Here is an 18,013-nt window from a genome sequence, read left to right as displayed (position 1 = left end):
CCAAGCGCGGTTATCTGCTGGTTCTGCGACAGTTCGCTGGCATCGGTGCCCCATCCAGTCGGCAGGCCCAACAGCCGAACGCGGGTGCTGGGCGGGGCCTTCGGTGTCGTTCAGGAGGGCCGGCTGGCCTTATCAACCTGATCTGGCCCCGGGGTGACGGTTTGAAGTGGCCCTGTTGAGCTGTCTGCTATCAGGCGCAGCAGGAGGTCGGGAGTTCGTTACGGAATAGGTTCGCAGTGAGGCGGATGCTTTCGGCCATGGTGAGGTACGGCGCCCAGGTGTCGGCGAGCTGAGTGACAGTGAACTCGGCTTTGATGGCGTAGGTCGCGGCGAGCATCATCTCACCCGCGGTGTCGGCGAGGGCGTGGATACCGAGCACTCTTCCAGTATCGGCGTCAGCGACGATCTTGAGGCCACCGCGGGTGTTGCGGTTAGTGATGGCCCGAGGCACGTCGGCCAGTCGCAGGTAACGGCAGGCGCACCGGTATCCGGCGGCGATGGCTTCGGCTTCGGTGATGCCGGCGGAGGCGAGCTGGGGTGAGGTAAACAGGACGGTGGGTAGCCCGGTGTAATTGACCTGTTCGTGGTGGCCGAGGGCGTTGCGGGCGGCGATCTTCCCGGCCATCGCGGCGACATACACATACCCCGGCGCGTCGGTGACGTCGCCGGCCGCGAACACGGCTGGGTTTGTGGTCCGCTGCTCCTCGTCCACGACGACGAAGCCGCGCTCGTCGGTCGCGATGCCCGCCGCGCCGAGTTCGAGCCGCTGGGTTCGTGGTGTGCGGCCAGTGGCGATGAGGACACGTTCACCGGTGGCTTCCTTCCCCGTGCGGGTGACGACTCGGGCCAGGCCGTCGTGATTGGTGATCGCTGCCGCACGGTCGCCCGTGACGGTGATTCCCTCGGTCAGGAAGGCTTTGCGGAGCTCGGAGGAGAGTTCGGGTTCGGCGTGCGGGGCGAGCCGGCCGATGATGGTGACCTCAACTCCGAGCCGTGCGAAGAGCTGGGCCTGTTCGAGACCTACGAAGCCGCCGCCGATCACCACGAGTGAAGCGGGCAGCTCGGTGAGTTCCATGGCTGTGGTCGACGTGAGGTAGTCGACCTGGTCGAGCCCTGGGATCGCGGGGACGTGGGGCTCGGCGCCGGTGGCGACGAGGTACGATCTGGCGCGAACCGGTCGTCCGTCGACGAGAAGGGTCTCCGCGTTGGTGAAGGTGGCGGTGCCGGGGATGATGTCGAACCCGTAGGCGGCGGCGATGTCGGCGTATTTGGTCTGTCGGAGCATCCCGACCAGTTCATCCTTCTGCTGCACGAGCGCTCCGAGATCGACCGTGTCGGCGGAGGTGGGGGCGCCGGGGAACGGGTTCGTGAGGGCGGCGTGGCGGGTGTGCGTAGCTGCGAGGAGCGTCTTCGAGGGCACACAGCCGACGTTCACGCAGGTGCCGCCGAGCGTTCCGGACTCGATGGCCACCACGCTGGCCCCTTCGAGCCGGGCGTGGATCGCCGCGGACATCGCCGCCCCGCCCGTGCCGATTACCGCAAGATCGAGCTCGCCGTGCTGTGTCATGATGCCTCCTCGTGGTGGACCCGGACCGCTCATCCGGGCACGTATGACAGAATTGACCTTCAAGCATGCTTGAAGGTCAAGCCCGCGGCGGAGGTGCCAACGATGCGGATCGGAGAGCTCGCGGAGCAGGCGAGGACGAGACCGTCGACGGTGCGGTATTACGAGGAGCGAGGGCTGCTGCGGCCGCCGGAACGCACGCCCGCCGGCTACCGCGACTATGGTGACGAGACTGTGCAGCGGCTGGAGTTCATCGACCGGGCTCGGGCTGCGGGACTCACCCTCGCGCAGACCGCGGAGATCCTTGATATTCGCGATGCGGGACGTTCCCCGTGCGCGCACGTTCAGGGCCTGCTTGACCGACGACTGGTGGAGATCGACGAGCAGCTTGAGCAGCTGAGTGCCCTGCGAGGGAGCATCGTCGAGCTTCGCGCGCAGGCGGCCGCAACGGCGTCCGAAGCCTGCACACCGGAGTCCATCTGCCGCTACCTCTGAACTGCTCGTGGATCACTACTGTCGCTGACGTGTGTGATTGAGCCGGTAGGAGGTGGTGCCGGTTTCGATGATGGTGCCGTTGAAGGTGAGCCGGTCGAGTTCCATGTAGCCGAGCTCGTCGCGTGAGGACAGCAGCCCACGGACGTTCTCGATGACGACCTATTCGGGCTGGAGCGCGTCGATTGCTGCGGCCATGTGTGCCCAGAGCCCCCGAGCGCGTGCCCGGTGCGATGCCGACGCGCTTGCCGACGGTGGATATGTCTTGGCAGGGGAACCCGCCGATGAGGATGTCCACGGGTTCGACCTGGTTCCAGTCGATGGTCGTGGATGTCGCCGAGGTTCGGGGCGTCTGACCAGTGGTGTGAGAAGACGCGGGCGACGGGCTCGTTGAGTTCGGAGAACCACGCGGTCTTGGCGTTGAGAACGTGCTCGACGGCGAGGTCGAGGCCGCCGTAGCCGCTGAACAGCGACCCGATCCTGAGTCGCGATTCGCCGTCGGCGTTGAGGTCGTGCATGAAGTCTGCTCCGGTGACGGTCGTTCTCGGCATCCGTGCCTCATCGAGAACTGATGCCGAGCTGGTCACCTGTCAGGTGCACGGCTCCGACACGCGCCTGCTGCTCGAATGAGCCCTCGCTTGCCGCCGCCCGAGGTCCTCCATCTCCGGCCTCAGCTCCGACCGCCATCCGAGGTCACACGCGTCTTGCAGATCGAGGTGGTGCGGGCACTACCGCGTCCGAGATCACCGGGTGCGGGTGCTCACCTACCCGGCAGGAGCGGAGGTGAGCATGACGGTTTCGATGCGTGTGATGTCGGCGGGCGACGGCTACAAGTACCTGCTCAAGACGGTCGCGGCTGCCGACGGCAACAGGCCGCTCTCGACGCCGCTCACTCGCTACTACATGAAGGAGGGCACACCTCCTGGTCGCTGGATCGGCGCGGGAGTAGCGGCCCTCGGCAAGGGCGAGATTCATGTGGGCGACCGAGTATCGGAACACCAGCTCCAGCTCCTGATGGGGACCGGCCATGATCCGATCACCGACGAGCCGCTCGGGCGAGCGTTCCCGAACTACAAGAGCCCGGAAGAGCGGATCGAGGCGCGGATCGCTGACCTCGAACCGACGACGACGCCCGGCGCCAAGGGCGAGGCTGTCGCGCAGATCGTGGCCGAGGAGACTACCCGGAGCACACGGCGTGCGGTGGCGGGCTTCGACTTCACCTTCTCGATCCCGAAGTCCGCGTCAGTGTTGTGGGCGGTCGCCGATGCCGGGGTCCAAGCGCTGATCGCGGAGGCGCATCATCGCGCGGTTGCGGAGGTGGTTGCGTTCATGGAGCGCGAGGTTGCAGCCACCCGTACCGGCGCAACCGCCGGGGACGGCGCGGTTGCACAGGTCGATGTCACCGGGCTCATCGCGACCGCATTCGATCACTTCGACTCCCGCGCCGGCGACCCCCACCTCCACACGCACGTCGTCATCAGCAACAAGGCCAAGACCGTCCTCGATGGCAAGTGGCGCTCGCTCGACGGCAGACCGATGCACGCCGCCGTCGTCGCGCTCTCCGAACTACACGAAGCCGTGTTCGCCGACCAGATGACCCGAACATTCGGCGTCTCCTGGGAAGCGCGCGAGATGGGCCGCGACCGGAACCCAGCATGGGCGATCACGGGAGTTCCGGAAGGGCTGGTCACAGAGTTCTCTACCCGCGCCCGCCACATCGACGCCGAGAAGAACCGGCTCATCGCCGAGTACGTCGCCCAGCACGGACGCCAACCATCGAACGCGACGATCCTCAAACTGCGAGCCCAAGCCACACTCGCGACCCGCCCCGAGAAGCAGGTCCGATCCCTTGCTGACCTGACCGCCGAGTGGCGAACGCGAGCGAGCAAGACCCTGGGCCAGGACGCGACGTTGTGGGCGCGCGAGGTCACCGACAACGACAAGCCGATGCTCCTGCGTGCCGACGACGTGCCGCTCGACGTGATCAGCGAGCTGGGGCGTACGGTCGTCGAGGTGGTCGGTGAGAAACGGTCGACCTGGCGGCGATGGAATCTCATGGCCGAGGCATCCCGGCAGACGATGGGGTGGCGGTTCGCCACCATGCAGGACCGGGAAGCGATCGTCGCGATGATCGCCGACGCCGCCGAGCTCGTCTCGCTGCGGCTGACGCCACCTGAGCTCGCCACCTCGCCGGTCGTGTTCCGTCGCCCCGACGGCACCTCGGTGTTCCGTCCGAAGAGCTCGACCGTATTCACCTCCGAGTCCCAGCTCGCGGCCGAGGACAGACTCCTCGAACGAGCGGCCAACCTCGGCGGGTCGACGGTGACGCTTGCCACGGTCGAGAAGATCACGTACAGACCCGACGCGGACGGTCGGATGCTCGGCGATGACCAAGCCGATGCCTTGACCCGGATCGCGGTGTCGGGTCGGATGCTCGATATCCTCGTCGGTCCCGCGGGGGCGGGCAAGACAACCGCTATGAACGCGCTCCGCCGCGCGTGGGAAGCCGAGCACGGCTCCGGGGCCGTCGTCGGGCTCGCGCCATCAGCGGTCGCCGCCCAGGTCCTCGCCGACGACCTTGGAATCGAGACTGAGAACACCGCGAAGTGGTGGCAGAACCACCTCGTCCACGGCACCACGTTCGAGGCGGGACAGCTCGTCATCATCGACGAAGCCTCCCTCGCCGGCACCCTGTCACTGGACCGCATCACACACATCGCTCAAGACGCTGGCGCGAAGGTGCTGCTGGTCGGCGACTATGCCCAACTGCAATCCGTAGACGCCGGCGGCGCGTTCGCGCTGATCGCCAGGGACCGGGCCGACACCCCCGAACTGGTCGACGTTCACCGCTTCACCCACACCTGGGAGAAGACCGCCTCGCTGGAGCTACGCCACGGACGCACGGCGGCTATCGACACCTACCTCGCCCACGAGCGCATCGCGGAGGGCGACGGCGAGGCGATGACCGACACGGCCTACAACGCCTGGCGTGCCGACCGGGACGCCGGGCTCGTCTCTGTGCTGATCGCCGAGACCCACGAAGACGTGACCACGCTGAACGGTCGCGCCCGCGCCGACCTGATCCTCAGCAAGACGCTGAACCCCGACCGCGAAGTCGAGCTGCGCGACGGCACCGCCGCAGGCGTCGGCGACACCATCATCACCCGACGCAACAACCGGAACCTCCGCACCCTGGCCGGGCGGGACTGGGTGCGCAACGGCGACATCTGGACCATCAAGGCCGTCGGCGACGACGGGACCGTCGCCATCGCACGCGACTACGGGGCCGGCACAGCGGTCAAGGAAGACGGAACCATCACGTCTCGCAGGCGTGGCCGCAGGTTCGGTGGCAGCATCGTGCTTCCAGCCTCGTACGTAGGTGAGCATGTCGATCTCGGCTACGCAGTCACCGCCTACCGTGCGCAGGGCATCACTACGGACACGGCGCACGTGTTGGTCGAACCGACCTCGACGAGGGAGACCTTCTACGTCGCGATGACACGAGGGCGGCACGCGAACCACGCCTACGTGACTCTCGACCGCGCCGACGACCACGGCCAGCCACACCCTGGCGACGACCCGCATGCCACTGCGCGAAGCGTGCTCTACGGCGTTCTGCAGCACAGCGCGGCCGAACTCTCTGCGCACGAGACCATCGTGACCGAGCAGGAGCAGTGGGGCTCCATCGCGCAGCTCGCCGCCGAGTACGAGACCATCGTCGCCGCAGCCCAGCACGACCGTTGGGCCGCTCTCGTCCGCGGCTCCGGGCTTACCGCGGAACAGGCCGAGAGCGCCGTCGAGTCCGATGCGTTCGGCCCGCTCGCGGCTGAACTCCGTCGTGCCGAAGCCAACCATCACAATGTCGATGCGCTCCTCCCGCGCCTCGTGGCCGCGCGCGGATTCGGTGACGCCGACGACATCGCCGCCGTTCTCCACTACCGGGTCGACCGGGCGACCGCGCGTCCCGCAGGCTCCGGCAGGACACGCAAGCCAGCGCGACTCATCGCCGGCCTCATCCCGCAGGCGCATGGTATCATCGACGCCGAGATGCGAGCAGCCCTTGACGAGCGAGAAGCGCTGATCGAGGCCCGTGCCGACGCCGTACTCGAAGCTGCGCTGACCGAGAGTGCACCGTGGACGAACGCCCTTGGAGCGCCTCCCGCCGACCGACGACGAGCCACAGCGTGGCGCAAGGCCGCACGCGTGATCGTCGCATACCGCGACCGCTACCGCGTCACCGACGACGCACCCCTCGGCACCCCGCCCGAGTCCGCCGCGCAGAAGATCGACGCCGCACGAGCACGAACTGCCCTCGATCGAGTTCGTGGCTTCATCGCTGAGGTGAGCGAAGTACCGCAGCATTCACAGGGACGCTATGGCGCCGAGCGCTCACTGTGAAGCGCGCCGACTGCCGTAGTCAACACGCATCCGGGAGAAGCACCTCTTCGATCACCCCTGCGCTAGCGGACGTACGTACACGAAGGGTAGGCACGTACCTTGCGCGGTGATCTTCACCAGTGATGGGATCGGAGTCATCCCACTCGTGGACGACCACGCGCAGGGTATTGGTGAGCCTCCCGATGAGCAGCGCAAGTGGGAACGGGCACCGTAGCAGGAGGTGCACCTCGGCGTTGGAGTTGTCGTTCGACAGGGCACGAATGTGCGCGGCAACGTCTGCGGCGATCAGGCCTGCATCAGAGGGGTCGAGTAGCGTGCCGCTCGCACTTGTGAGATGACGCCAAGCCGCGAGAAACGGTTCGTGGGCTTCGATGTACCGAACGAAGGCGGTGTCGCTGCGTTGCGGCAGGAGATCGACGTAGACGGCTACGGAGGGCCGGCCGGCTGTGATCGCCGAAGGACTTCGCCCCTCTCCTGCGACTTGTACTTGTGGTTGGGCGATGAACCGCGCCTCACCATCGCTCGCCCAGGTGGCGCCCTGTTGGTCAATCACGTCCATGTATCCGATACGAGACGATGGCAGGGCAGCCCCGACTGCGAAGGCCACGGAGAGATGAGCCCCTCCAGCGACACGTAGGCGATGTGCCCCAGAACGGGTCACTGCATCGGGGAGGAGACCGATGGTGTCCTTGAGGTCTTGGAGCCCGCCGACGCTCGGAAGCCGCTCATGAACAGAGGGTCGGAGCCGGATATCCAGTTCGTCGCCGGTCCGGTCATAGACCTGTGGCGTGTTCATGTGCTGGCGATGCCGGGCCGTCCCGGTCCCGGACGTCTGCACCCGATGCGGCACCGAGGCCGAGTGCCGGTTCCAAGGCACTGATAGGGCGACCTGCCTCGCGTGCTACGCCGCTGCACGGATGGACACCTGCACCCGGTGCGGATCGAGGGGCGAGTGCAAGTTCGCAGCCACGGACAAGGCGATATGCCTGCCGTGCGACCGCCGTCCCGAGCCGTGCTCGCTCTGCGCCCGACTCACCGTGCCGAGAGCTCGAGACGCCGATGGCGCACCGATCTGCTGGGCATGCGTCCCCCAGAACATCGAGCGGTGCATCAACTGCGCGCTGCCCAAGCGGGTGAACGCGCGCACGACCGTCGGACCGCTGTGCCTCAGCTGCTCGACCAACAGCCCGCTGATGCATCGAGATTGCAAGCGATGTGGAACTCGAGCGCGCCTCCACCTGCGAAAGTGGTGCAGTCGCTGCTACGCCGACGACAAGCTCTATCGACTGCTGCCCGATGAACTCATCGCGGCCCGACCCGCCCTGGCTCGACTTCGGGAGCGCTGCCTCGCCGCCGATGCGCGCCGCACCCTGCGCGCCTTCCGACGCAACACCACCACAGCAAAGCTTGCCCTGGCCCTCTCGAGGACGGACACGCTAAGCCACGAGCTCCTCGACAGCCTCGGCAGTCTCGACGAGGTCGCACCGGTGCGCTCGCTCCTCGTTGAGAACGAGCTCCTGCCGCCACGTGACGAGCACCTCGTCCGCTTCGAGCGATGGTGCGCCGAAACGGCAGCCCGCATCACGGACGCTGCGCACCGCCGCGCCTTCGAGAGATTCGCGCGCTGGCGACCGCTACGACAGTTGCGCGAGCAGGACCGCCCAGTCACACCGGGGCAGACCTCCGGCCGACGCGACGAGCTGCGGCAGGTCTTGAGTCTGCTCGCCTGGCTCACCGACCGGTCCGAGTCCATCACCCAGCTCGACCAAGCCAGACTCGACCTCTGGCTCTCGACGGGCACGACCCGCCGGGTTCGAACCGCCGCATTCCTGCGCTGGGCAGCGCGCAACCAGCTGTGCCCCCGACTCAGGGTGCCGCCGCAGCGCAAGTCGACCCTCACGCCGACCGGCTCGAGCGTTGAGGAGCGATGGGAGCTGCTCGAACGCCTGCTCCACGAACGGGCCATCGACCCGCGGACTCGTCTCGCCGGCGTGCTCGTGCTGCTCTACGGCACTCGGGTCGTGCAGCTGCGGCGACTGCGCGTCACCGACATCACCGGGGAAGCTGGGCGAGTTGCCATCCGGCTCGGTGCCGACCCACTCGATCTGCACGGCGCGATAGGCGAGCTGGCGGTAGTGGCTAGAGGACATCGAGAAGCGCCGCGGCTTCTCTCCGACGCAGGTGAGGATGACTGGCTGTTCCCCGGCCAATACCACGGCACCTCGATCTCTACGGACGCCCTCACCGACCGCCTCAACGCGGTCGGTGTGCGCGTGCGTGCTGCCCGAACCGGCGCGGTGGTCTCGCTCGTGCAGGAACTCCCGGCGCCGGTCGTGGCGCGGCTCACCGGCCTCTCGACCGCGACGTCCTGGGCGCAGGCAGTCGCCGTCAGCGACGGCCGCTACGCCGCCCGCACCGGCCTCTTCGACGATGGCGGCCCTTAGACTGTTTGCCGAGCCCCGGCCTACCTGCGCCGCTCTGGTTCGCGCCTGCAGCCGAGGATGATCCGCTCCTTGGGAGCGGAGGATGCCGAAGCGCTTGGGGCGCCGACGCAGCGCACTCCGGGGCCTGACACCCTCGCCATGTCGACGACGAATCGGACGGCGCGAGTGCCGATCGCAGTTCAGTGAGTGCTGTATAGTTCAGCATATGCTGATTATTGCTTCTCGTGTGGATGTGATGAACCGGTTGGGGCGCGCCATGTCCGACCCGACGCGATCCCGGATACTACTGACGCTGCTCGAGGCGCCGGCTCACCCCGCGGAGCTTGCCGAAGCTCTGGGGTTGACGCGCTCGAACGTGTCGAACCATCTGGCGTGCCTGCGCGACTGCGGCATTGCGGTCGCCATACCCGAGAGCCGGCAGACGCGATATGAGATCGCCGACCCGCACCTGTCGCGGGCACTGACCGCCCTGGTCGACACCACCCTGGCGGTCAACGAGGACGCACCCTGCCTCGACCCGGCCTGCTCGGTGCCCGGTTGCTGCGAGACGGGTGCGGGCGCATGATCCTGTCCTCGGTCCTGCAAGCGATCGGCTTGTTCCTCGCCACCAACATCGACGACATCATCATCCTCTCGCTGTTCTTCGCCCGAGGCGCCGGTGAGCGCGGCACCACCGCCCGCATCCTCATCGGGCAGTACCTCGGGTTCATCGGCATCCTCGGTGCGGCCGTGCTGGTGGCCCTGGGAGCCGGGGCGTTCCTGCCCCCGGAGGTCATCCCGTACTTCGGCCTCATCCCGCTGGGCCTGGGGTTGTGGGCCGCCTGGCAGGCTTGGCGCGGGGGCGACGACGACGACGCGAAGATCGAAGGCAAGAAGGTCGCCGTGTGGACCGTCGCCGCGGTGACCTTCGCCAACGGCGGAGATAACATCGGCGTCTACGTCCCAGTGTTCCTTAGCGTGGGCACGGCCGCCGTGATCGCGTACTGCGTCGTGTTCCTCGTGCTGGTGGCGGTGCTCGTGGGCTTGGCCAAGTTCGTTGCCACCCGCCGACCGATCGCGGAGGCGCTGGAGCGCTGGGAGCACATCCTGTTCCCGCTCGTCCTCATCGGCCTCGGCATCTTCATCCTGGTCAGCGGCGGAGCCTTCGGGCTCTGACTCGACCGGGGATGCTGCACCAAGGTGCGCATGACCCGTGCGGCACCACACAATCGAAACGGCGAAGGATGTACATCCATTGAATGCGGACCAGATGCCGTCAGAGGCCGCGGACCCGGACTTGCCGCGCGCACTGATCGCGGATGGCGATGTGACCCAGGCCACCGATGCGAGCGCGCCCTCGGCGGCGGCCGGCGCTACCGCCTCGCGATGGGACGGCCGACCACGTCGTCGAGCGGCCATGCTGGGATTCGTTGTGGCCCTCGTCGCGGGTTCGGTCGATCAGCTCACCAAGGTCTGGGCGGAGGCGACGCTCGCCCTAGGAGAGCGGCAGCCCTTGCTCGGCGACCTGCTCGCCATTCAGCTTGCCTTCAACCCCGGCGCGGCGTTCTCGCTGGGCGCCAGCGCCACCCCGATCATCACGGTCATAGCCATTGCCGGCTCCGCGGTCGCTGCTTGGCTCATCGGGAGGACGACGTCGCTGCCCTGGGCGGTGGGACTCGGACTGATCCTCGGTGGCGCCTTCGGGAACGTGGTCGATCGCCTGACACGAGCCCCTGGTCCGGGTAGGGGCCACGTCGTTGACTTCATCGCCTATGCCGACTGGTTCATCGGAAACGTCGCAGACGTCTTCGTCTTTGCTGGCTTGGCGCTGTGCGTGATCCTGGCGGCCAATGGCAAGCGAATGCGTCCCGAGCACGCGCCGCGGTCCACCTGCTAGCGGCACGAACTCCACCGACGCCGCGCCGAGCGCGCCAGCCGAGGCCGCTTTGAACGCTGGAGAGCGATGACGCCGCTGGCCCATCCTCCAGGAGCTTTGCCTGGCCCCGGAGACGGACCACTGAGGGAAGCTCCGTCGCCCTGAAATACCCCGGAACGAGAGCCTCGAATCTGACCGAGTCCGGAGCTATAGCGTCAAGTTGCTACAGCGCAGGTTGCCAGTCGAGATCATTGAGCGGTCGCGCGAGGAAAGATGTCGTGCCACGAGTCCACAGGACGTATGGCCGTCGGTCGCCAAGCTCGTCGAGCGCAGAGGGCCATTCCTTGTCGCCGGGGATCAGCGTGCCGATACCGGCGCGCTCGGCGTCGACGATGCGCTGCTCAAGTGTCTGAGCGTCTGAGCGCTCGAACTGGGCGCGCCACACCTGAGCGTCAACAGCACTGAGGCCTGTCACGGCGTCATCACGCTCGGCGAGTCGGAGCACCTCAAGCGCTCCCAGGTCGCCCAGGAGACGGCCTGTCACGGCGTCGTCTGGCTCGACGATCATCGACAGCAGCATCCGTGCTGTGCGCTCGTCCTGGACTACCTGGCTCAGGGTCGTCGTCATCGTCGGGTCCTCTCACTCGTATAGAGAGGTGCGCGCGGCGACGCGGGGAGCCCGAGGGCGAGGGTTCCATGAACGCCGACCCCGGCGTACAGTGGATGGTGAGGCAGGTTCTCCTAATATTGCGGGTCCTCCGGGACGGCCTTCGGGCACTCACACACGTTCTGCCTCCTCGACGGAGTAACACGTGTGACGAGAGGCCGTCATGTTCCGCCTTATCTGGACGCTCAGCGTTCACACTCGCGACTATCTGCACCGCTACATGCCGAGCAACCGGCTGCTCGCTGCCATCCGCACCCGTCGCGGACTCAAGTGGGGGATACCCGCGATGCTGGTCGCGCTTCCGTACATCCTGATCGCCAGCGTCTGCTCTGGCGCGGCAGCCGACGGCGGCCCCGGCTGGCTCCACCTAATCATGCTGTGGGCCTGCTGGAACGCACTGAAGTTCATCATCATGGGACCCGTGAGCGTCGTCTTGCTCATCCGCGCGCGCCTGCGCGAGGCCGCGAACCGTCGTCACCAGCGCCGCGAAGCGGTCGCCGAAGCAGACACTCGTGTGCCGGTCCTTCGTTCCTAGGCTCAACCGCCCACGGCAGCGGATGCTGTGATGCTAGAACCACGGCGCCCGCCAGGCCGGATCACGACACCGTGCGAAGCGAGCGCTTGCCGGACTGCCTGAGGCCCCACCCCAACCTTCACGCCGACCTCTACCAGCGTCAACCCGCTGAGGTAGAGGTCGGCTGCTTCGTGGATGCGGGCAGGATCGAACCGCCCGCGGCGGATCGTCACCTCCCGACGGGTGAGGTGCATGGCGACCGTGCGGCGGTTCACTCCGAAGCGGGATGCCAACTCGACGAGCGTCGCGCCCTCGCGATACTGCGCTACCAAATCGTCGACCTGCTCCGGGCGAAGGAGGGTTTGAGCCATCCCAAGTGATCGCACCATCCGACCCCTGGAGTCGGAAACGGTAGGCTCGGAGGAACGCTGGTCGTGGTCGTAGAAGCCCCGTGACCTGCGCAAAGACAGAGTTTTCAGGTGTGGGCAGGGGTTCTCAAACTCTCTACGGAGGTCCACCGCAGGGCGAAGGCCCCGGACCGATCGGTCCGGGGCCTTCGTCGTTCTCGCAGGTCAGTGCCGCAGCGCAGCGTGCTCGTTCAGGTGAGTCGCGGCGAAACGTTCTCTCCCGGGTCAGTTGCGGCACCGCTCCGAGGCAACCGCTCGGTGTCGGTCCGCATGGTACGGATCGATCCATGCCATGCGGATCCAGACCGCGCGGTCATCACCGGCGGGCCGTCACTCCTTCGAGGTCGAGCAGCGTGCGCTTGCGCTCCTCTCCCCACGCGTAGCCGGTGAGCGCGCCGCTGGCGCCGATGACCCGATGGCAGGGCACGATGATGCTGATCGGATTCCTCCCATTCGCCGCACCGACCGCCCGCGAGGCCCTGGGACGGTCGATCCGCGCGGCGAGTTCGCCGTAGCCGGCTGTGGTGCCGAACGGGATCGTCGTCAGCGCCTCCCACACCTGCAGCTGGAAGTCGGTGCCTGACGGCGCAAGAGGCAGCTCGAAGGTCGTCCGCTGTCCGGCGAAGTACTCCCCCAGCTGCGCAGACGCTGAGACGAGGACGGGAAGGTCGGGACTCTCGACCGCCTCGGCGCCGGTGCGCAGGGACAGCCGCTCGAGGACGGCCTCGAAGCCGTCGAGGTAGACCCCGGTGAGGTGCTCGTCGTCGGCGGTGAGGAGGATCTCCCCGACGGGTGAGTCGATGGAGGTGAAGTGCAGGACGTCGGTGTTCGGTGCGGAGAAGCGCATGGCGGTTCCTCTCTGGGATGTCGCGGCTGGGATGGTCTGGTCTGGTGTGGTCGGCGCTGGGCCGGTGCGCGTCGGCGTCATCATGGCACCGATCGCGCGTGGGCTGCCCACAGCAGGTGGGTGAGGTAGGACCGCCACGGTCGGGCAGCCGCGAGCTGCCCGTCGGTGAGCGGCACCGGGAGGGCGTCGAGAGCCTTCCTCACTCCGAGGTCGGAGGCGAGGAGGACATCGGGGTCGCCGAGTGCGCCCATCCGGATATAGCCGACGCTCCACGGTCCGATCCCTGGCAGGGCGAGCAGAGCTCGGGCCGCCTCATCCCGGTCGGTGCCCGGACCGAGGTCGATGGTCCCGTCCGCGAGTGCTCGCGCCAATGTGCGCAGGGTCGCGATCCGTCGCCGAGGCAGCGCCCAGTCATCATCGGTCAGCTCGGTGATCGCCTCGGCGGTGGGGAAGATCCGATCGACGGTGCCGCAACGCAGCTCCTCGGGCAGGCTCTCCCCTGCGATCTCGACGAGTCGGCGCAGGTGGGTCTGGGCGGCGCGCACGGAGATCTGCTGTCCGAGGACGGTGCGGATGGCGAGTTCGACGGGTTCCCCGTGCCCGGGCGAGCGGATGCCCGGGATTCGGCCGACGAGGTCGCCGAGCCCGGCGTCGGTGAGGGTCGAGTGCACCGCGGCGGGGTCGGCATCGAGGTCGAGGATGCGTCGCGCCCGCGCCACGGCTGCCCCGAGGTCCCGGGTGTCGGTCAGGCGCAGTCGGCAGGTGACGAAGTCGCCGTCGCCGGGGGTGAGCGTGATGATGGCGGGCCCGTGGGCGAGGCGCAGCGAACGACTGTAGTGATGGGCCCCGACGTCCTCGACTCCGGGGATCTCGCGCAGCCCGAGGTAGGCGAAGAGGTGGTCGAGGTCGATGGGGGCACGGTACGCCAGACGTACCGCGAGGTCGTCGGCGCGGGCGGGAGCCGCACCCGTGCGCAGCCGACCCGGGGCCATGCCGTACGTGTCCTTGAACGTGTCGTTGAACTGTCGGATGCTCGAGAATCCCGAGGCGAAGGCGACCTCGCTCATCGTCATCCCCGTCGATTCGACGAGGGTCCGGGCAGTGCGCACTCGTTCGCTGCGGGCCAGGGCCAGGGGGCCGGCACCGAGTTCGGCGTGGAGGACGCGACCGAGTTGGCGGCTGCTGTATCCGAGCGCCGACGCGAGCCCGGAGACTCCGGCGCGGTCGACGAGACCGTCGCGGATGAGGCGGAACGCCCGGGCGCTGACATCGGCGCGGACGTCCCAGTCCGGGGAACCGGGGCTGACATCGGGACGGCAGCGCTTGCATGCCCGATACCCTGCTTCGACCGCGGCCGCAGCCGTCGGAAAGAAGTCGACGTTCTCCCGCAGCGGGGTGCGTGCCGGACACGAGGGTCGGCAGAAGATCCGGGTCGTCGCCACGGCGGTGAAGAACATTCCGTCGAAGCGCCGGTCGCGTCCGGTCACCGCCTGATAGCACTGGTCCGAAGTGAGCATACGGCTATTCTGCTCCTCCCAGGAGACCAGTGCTAGCGGTTTTCGGACATCGCAGTTGAGGGGACTATCCGCGGGACGAGCCAGACGAGGACAGCCATGACGACGAGTTCGACGAGAGTCTGCGTGACGACGGCGGCCGTGCCGGGTCCCTCACGATCGACGGCGCGGACGAGCGGAAGCACGACGAGGGAGTTGCGGGTCACCCCGGTGAAGACGAGCGCACGCCTCTCTCCTCCGTCGGCGAGCACCACCCGGCCGATGCCCCATCCGAGGCCGACCATGACGGCTGCGAAGAGCACGCAGGCGAGGACCGCCGGTCCGAGGTCGGGCAGGTACGGCAGGACGGTGCGCACCTCGGCGGCGGTGATGACGATGAACGTGAGGAGCATGACCGGCATCATCACGTGCTCGCTGACGCTGAGGGTGCGTCGGGCACAGGCCGAGCGGCGGGCGAGCAGACGGAGGACCAGCGCGGCGAGAAGGGGGACGACGATGAAGGTGACGAGGGCTGCGAGGAACGGGCCCGGGGTGATGAGCACGGTCGCACGCTCACCGAGGATGAGGCGCAGCCAGACCGGAAGGAGGACGATCTGGACGACCATGAGGACGGGGGTGAGCGCGAGCAGGCGTGCGCTTGCGCCGCCGGCGAGGCCGGTGAAGACGATGACGTAGTCGATGCACGGGGCGAGGAGGACGATGAGGACGGCGACGACGATCGTGCTCGCCAGCGGGATCGCCCAGTGGAGGCCCGCGACGACGAGGGGGACGAGGACGAAGTTGAGCACGAGGACGGTGACGGCGAAGCGTCCCCCACCGCGCATCCCGGTGAGCCGTTCGAGCGGGATCTCGGTGAACGTCGTGACGAGGAGGACGACGAGGGCCGGTGTGACGAGGGCTGAGGCCGCCTCGCCGGGACCGGGGACGAGCGTGCCGAGCAGCACGCCGATGACGATGGCACCGAGACAGGCCGGCGCCGTATGCCGGGTCAGCCACTCCGAGACGGCAGCCGCGCCGGTGCTCATGCGACGATCCGCGCGCGATCGGCTGGGCGCGGATCGGACATCGCCTGTGCATCCTCCCACGCCGCGGCCAGGCGGGGGGCGACGTCGGCAAGCTCCGCCTCGGCGACCGTGAAGGGCACGCGGATCCAGCGGTCGAGACCACCGGCGGGGGCGAAGTTCGGCCCTGAGGCGAGCGTGAGCCCATGCGCGAGCGCAGCGGAGACGAGGGCTCCGGAGCGCTCCTCGGGCAGGCGCACCCACAGGGCCATGCCCCCGGACGGCACGACGACGTGCCAGCTCGGCAGGAGCGCCCGGAGGTCGTCGACGAGTCGGTCACGGGCGACGGCAAGGCGGGCGCGCATCTGCATGAGGATCGCGTCGTCGGCGGCGAGGAGCTCGGCGGCGACGAGCTGTTCGAGCACCGGTGCCCCGAGGTCGAGGGTGAGGCGCACGGCCGCGGCGTCGTCCATTCGGGACGCGGGCACCCGCATCCAGCCGATGCGCACGCCGCCCCAGAAGACCTTGCTCATGCTCCCCACGGAGATCGCGTCGGGCGCGAATGCACCGAGTGGGGTCTGCGGTGCAATCCCGTCGAGCCCGAGGTCGACGAGGGATTCGTCGATGACAGGCACGACGGAGGAGCGGGTGAGCTCCTCGGCGAGTTCGACGCGCTGTTCGGTCGGCATGAGGGCACCGGTGGGGTTGTGGAAGTCGGGGATGAGATAGGCGGCGCGCACTCGCCCTTCGCGCATCGTCTGCCCCATCGCCGCGACGTCCCAGTGGTGTCCCGCCTCGGTGATCTCGAGCGGATAGGGCACGATGCGGGCGCCGGCGGCGGCGATCGTCGCGATCGCATTCGGGTAGCTCGGACTCTCGACGAGCACGCCGCCGCTGCCGTTGAGCAGCGCGCGGATGCCGATGGCGGCACCACCGAGCGCCCCGGAGGTGATGAGGATGTCGTCGGGACGGGTGGGCAGTCCGCGACGGGTGTACCGGTCGGCGATGAGTTCGCGCAGCTGCGGGATCCCCGAGGGGTAGTACCCCGTGCCGGGAAGGTACGCGTGGAGCTGGGAGAGCGCGCGTTCATAGGCGTCGAGGAGTCCGATGGGGGCGACGGTGGCAGTGCACGTGAGGTCGATCCCGTCGGCGGCGGGACCGGTCGGTGAGAGGAGGTGGTCGATCCTGCCGCCGGGCACCTGCGGCAGTTCGACGAGACTGCCCGAACCGCGGCGGGTGCGCACGTAGCCGAGTTCGCGCAGCTGCGCATAGGCCCGCGTCGACGTCGTCCGCGACAGGCCGAGCGCTGCGGCGAGTTCCCGTTCGCTCGGCAGGCGCACGCCGACGGGAACGCGGCCGTCGGTGATGGCGTGGGCGATCGTCCCGGCCAGGGAGTCGTAGGCCGGGGCGGGCCACGGTCCCGTGCCGATGATGGCTGCGAGTCGTCGGGCGCTCATCGTCGTCATAGAACCACTTTCCTGCAATTGGCTCTTTTTCGCAATGCCAATCCGGTCCATGATGGGGTGACGACAACACAGACCCCACCGAAAGAGCACTCCATGCCCACGACTCCACCGCAGCGCCGGGAACTGGCGAACGCCGGTCCCCTCGAACAGCTCCGAGGCGGCCGACTCCCCCGCCGGCTTCTCCAGCTCGTCGTCGGCCTCTACCTCTACGGCGCGTCGATGGCGATGGTCGTCGTCTCCGGTCTCGGCATGATCCCCTGGGACGTCCTCCACTCGGGGATCCTCCGCCACGTCCCGCTCACCTTCGGCACGATCATCACGATCACCTCGGTGCTCGTCCTCCTCGCCTGGATCCCGCTGCGACAGCAGCCGGGGCTCGGCACCGTGCTCAATGCGCTGAGCATCGGTCCCGCGCTCGACCTCACGCTCCTCTTCCTCCCCCGCCCAGAGGCGCTGGGGTGGAACATCGTCCTCCTCGTCGCAGGCGTCGTCCTCAACGGCGTCGCCTCGGCGATGTACATCGGCTCACAGCTCGGGCCCGGACCCCGCGACGGGCTTATGACCGGCCTCTCCCGTGTCACGGGACGCTCGATCCGCCTCGTGCGCACACTCATCGAGGTCACCGTCGTCGCCGTCGGCTGGGCGCTCGGCGGCGTCGTCGGCATCGGCACCGCCCTCTACGCCGTGAGCATCGGACCGATCACCCAGGCGCTGCTGCCCTTCTTCACCGTCGCACTCCGCCCCCGCCGCACGGCCTCGCCCGACGAGTGAACGGCACCGGCCGGGTGCCCGTTGCGGGCACCCGGCCGGTCGCCGTCGTCATCGGGCACGCACGGTGCCGATG

16 protein-coding genes and 1 pseudogene are annotated in these 18,013 nt (G+C 68.2%); 8 read left to right on the top strand and 9 right to left on the bottom strand.

What is annotated here, in order from left to right; translation table 11 throughout:
- Positions 1-190 precede the first annotated feature (190 nt).
- Positions 191-1,567: a mercury(II) reductase gene (gene merA / locus AC0VYB_RS09050; protein ID WP_475385248.1), complete on the bottom strand. Its 1,377-nt coding sequence runs from the start codon at positions 1,565-1,567 to the stop codon at positions 191-193.
- 102 nt (positions 1,568-1,669) lie between these two features.
- Between merA and AC0VYB_RS09045 the strand changes: the two genes are divergently transcribed.
- Positions 1,670-2,059, top strand: coding sequence for a heavy metal-responsive transcriptional regulator (locus AC0VYB_RS09045; RefSeq protein WP_475385247.1), 390 nt, complete (start codon positions 1,670-1,672; stop codon positions 2,057-2,059).
- 268 nt (positions 2,060-2,327) lie between these two features.
- Here the strand turns inward: AC0VYB_RS09045 and AC0VYB_RS09040 are convergent.
- Positions 2,328-2,618 (bottom strand): annotated as a pseudogene (locus AC0VYB_RS09040) (hypothetical protein); the annotation flags it as partial.
- A 227-nt stretch (positions 2,619-2,845) separates the two neighbouring features.
- Here AC0VYB_RS09040 and mobF point away from each other — a divergent pair.
- Positions 2,846-6,454 carry a MobF family relaxase gene (mobF, locus tag AC0VYB_RS09035; RefSeq protein WP_475385261.1) on the top strand — a complete coding sequence of 1,203 codons (3,609 nt, stop codon included), beginning with the start codon at positions 2,846-2,848 and terminating at the stop codon, positions 6,452-6,454.
- Positions 6,455-6,473: 19 nt separating this feature from the next.
- Here the strand turns inward: mobF and AC0VYB_RS09030 are convergent, their stop codons facing one another.
- Positions 6,474-7,250, bottom strand: coding sequence for an SAVED domain-containing protein (locus tag AC0VYB_RS09030; RefSeq protein WP_231945518.1), 777 nt, complete (start codon positions 7,248-7,250; stop codon positions 6,474-6,476).
- Between the two features lie 337 nt (positions 7,251-7,587).
- On the opposite strand from AC0VYB_RS09030, the gene AC0VYB_RS09025 reads away from it, so the two are divergent.
- The 4 genes from AC0VYB_RS09025 to AC0VYB_RS09010 all read left to right on the top strand — a co-directional run bounded on the left by AC0VYB_RS09025 (position 7,588) and on the right by AC0VYB_RS09010 (position 10,774).
- Positions 7,588-8,898 (top strand): hypothetical protein, encoded by a 1,311-nt coding sequence (locus AC0VYB_RS09025; protein ID WP_259801012.1) that lies wholly within the window; start codon positions 7,588-7,590, stop codon positions 8,896-8,898.
- 205 nt (positions 8,899-9,103) lie between these two features.
- A complete protein-coding gene (gene cmtR / locus AC0VYB_RS09020) occupies positions 9,104-9,463 on the top strand; it encodes a Cd(II)/Pb(II)-sensing metalloregulatory transcriptional regulator CmtR (RefSeq protein WP_259801011.1) in 360 nt (119 codons plus the stop codon).
- The gene (locus tag AC0VYB_RS09015) at positions 9,460-10,053 is read left to right on the top strand and encodes a cadmium resistance transporter (RefSeq protein ID WP_475385246.1); all 594 of its coding nucleotides are present in this window, start codon (positions 9,460-9,462) and stop codon (positions 10,051-10,053) included. The genes cmtR and AC0VYB_RS09015 overlap by 4 nt, the downstream gene beginning before the upstream one ends.
- A 79-nt stretch (positions 10,054-10,132) precedes the next feature.
- Positions 10,133-10,774, top strand: coding sequence for a signal peptidase II (locus tag AC0VYB_RS09010; RefSeq protein ID WP_259801010.1), 642 nt, complete (start codon positions 10,133-10,135; stop codon positions 10,772-10,774).
- 202 nt (positions 10,775-10,976) lie between these two features.
- Here AC0VYB_RS09010 and AC0VYB_RS09005 read toward each other — a convergent pair whose 3' ends face one another.
- On the bottom strand, positions 10,977-11,381 hold the full coding sequence (locus tag AC0VYB_RS09005) for a DNA processing protein DprA (RefSeq protein WP_021009746.1): 405 nt from the start codon (positions 11,379-11,381) through the stop codon (positions 10,977-10,979).
- A gap of 202 nt (positions 11,382-11,583) precedes the next feature.
- On the opposite strand from AC0VYB_RS09005, the gene AC0VYB_RS09000 reads away from it, so the two are divergent.
- Complete coding sequence (locus tag AC0VYB_RS09000) at positions 11,584-11,955, top strand: sulfate permease (protein WP_259801009.1); 372 nt, start codon at positions 11,584-11,586, stop codon at positions 11,953-11,955.
- Between the two features lie 2 nt (positions 11,956-11,957).
- On the opposite strand, the gene AC0VYB_RS08995 is transcribed toward AC0VYB_RS09000, so the two are convergent.
- From AC0VYB_RS08995 to yczR, 5 genes are all read right to left on the bottom strand, one after another.
- Complete coding sequence (locus AC0VYB_RS08995; RefSeq protein ID WP_021064891.1) at positions 11,958-12,305, bottom strand: hypothetical protein; 348 nt, start codon at positions 12,303-12,305, stop codon at positions 11,958-11,960.
- A 352-nt stretch (positions 12,306-12,657) separates the two neighbouring features.
- Complete coding sequence (locus AC0VYB_RS08990) at positions 12,658-13,188, bottom strand: methylated-DNA--[protein]-cysteine S-methyltransferase (protein WP_131247575.1); 531 nt, start codon at positions 13,186-13,188, stop codon at positions 12,658-12,660.
- Positions 13,189-13,268: 80 nt separating this feature from the next.
- Complete coding sequence (locus tag AC0VYB_RS08985) at positions 13,269-14,705, bottom strand: DNA-3-methyladenine glycosylase 2 family protein (RefSeq protein WP_063250623.1); 1,437 nt, start codon at positions 14,703-14,705, stop codon at positions 13,269-13,271.
- Between the two features lie 32 nt (positions 14,706-14,737).
- Positions 14,738-15,727 (bottom strand): arsenic resistance protein, encoded by a 990-nt coding sequence (locus tag AC0VYB_RS08980; RefSeq protein ID WP_475385245.1) that lies wholly within the window; start codon positions 15,725-15,727, stop codon positions 14,738-14,740.
- Positions 15,724-17,169, bottom strand: a complete 1,446-nt coding sequence (gene yczR / locus AC0VYB_RS08975) for a MocR-like transcription factor YczR (RefSeq protein WP_227007049.1) — start codon at positions 17,167-17,169, stop codon at positions 15,724-15,726. Before yczR ends, AC0VYB_RS08980 begins: the two co-directional genes overlap by 4 nt.
- A 93-nt stretch (positions 17,170-17,262) precedes the next feature.
- Between yczR and yczE the strand changes: the two genes are divergently transcribed.
- Positions 17,263-17,940 (top strand): membrane protein YczE, encoded by a 678-nt coding sequence (yczE, locus tag AC0VYB_RS08970; protein ID WP_063250621.1) that lies wholly within the window; start codon positions 17,263-17,265, stop codon positions 17,938-17,940.
- The last annotated feature ends 73 nt before the right edge of the window (positions 17,941-18,013 follow it).

Source organism: Brevibacterium sp. Z349TD_9 (genome assembly GCF_056173565.1).
The sequence above is the reverse complement of the archived record's forward strand: the minus strand, read 5'-3'. Positions and strand labels throughout refer to the sequence as shown.

Coding starts and splice junctions, on each gene's coding strand:
- merA (WP_475385248.1), bottom strand. CDS start 1,567: ATGACACAGCACGGCGAGCTCGATCTTGCGGTAATCGGCACGGGCGGG.
- AC0VYB_RS09045 (WP_475385247.1), top strand. CDS start 1,670: ATGCGGATCGGAGAGCTCGCGGAGCAGGCGAGGACGAGACCGTCGACG.
- mobF (WP_475385261.1), top strand. CDS start 2,846: ATGACGGTTTCGATGCGTGTGATGTCGGCGGGCGACGGCTACAAGTAC.
- AC0VYB_RS09030 (WP_231945518.1), bottom strand. CDS start 7,250: ATGAACACGCCACAGGTCTATGACCGGACCGGCGACGAACTGGATATC.
- cmtR (WP_259801011.1), top strand. CDS start 9,104: ATGCTGATTATTGCTTCTCGTGTGGATGTGATGAACCGGTTGGGGCGC.
- AC0VYB_RS09015 (WP_475385246.1), top strand. CDS start 9,460: ATGATCCTGTCCTCGGTCCTGCAAGCGATCGGCTTGTTCCTCGCCACC.
- AC0VYB_RS09005 (WP_021009746.1), bottom strand. CDS start 11,381: ATGACGACGACCCTGAGCCAGGTAGTCCAGGACGAGCGCACAGCACGG.
- AC0VYB_RS09000 (WP_259801009.1), top strand. CDS start 11,584: ATGTTCCGCCTTATCTGGACGCTCAGCGTTCACACTCGCGACTATCTG.
- AC0VYB_RS08995 (WP_021064891.1), bottom strand. CDS start 12,305: ATGGCTCAAACCCTCCTTCGCCCGGAGCAGGTCGACGATTTGGTAGCG.
- AC0VYB_RS08990 (WP_131247575.1), bottom strand. CDS start 13,188: ATGCGCTTCTCCGCACCGAACACCGACGTCCTGCACTTCACCTCCATC.
- AC0VYB_RS08985 (WP_063250623.1), bottom strand. CDS start 14,705: ATGCTCACTTCGGACCAGTGCTATCAGGCGGTGACCGGACGCGACCGG.
- AC0VYB_RS08980 (WP_475385245.1), bottom strand. CDS start 15,727: ATGAGCACCGGCGCGGCTGCCGTCTCGGAGTGGCTGACCCGGCATACG.
- yczR (WP_227007049.1), bottom strand. CDS start 17,169: ATGACGACGATGAGCGCCCGACGACTCGCAGCCATCATCGGCACGGGA.
- yczE (WP_063250621.1), top strand. CDS start 17,263: ATGCCCACGACTCCACCGCAGCGCCGGGAACTGGCGAACGCCGGTCCC.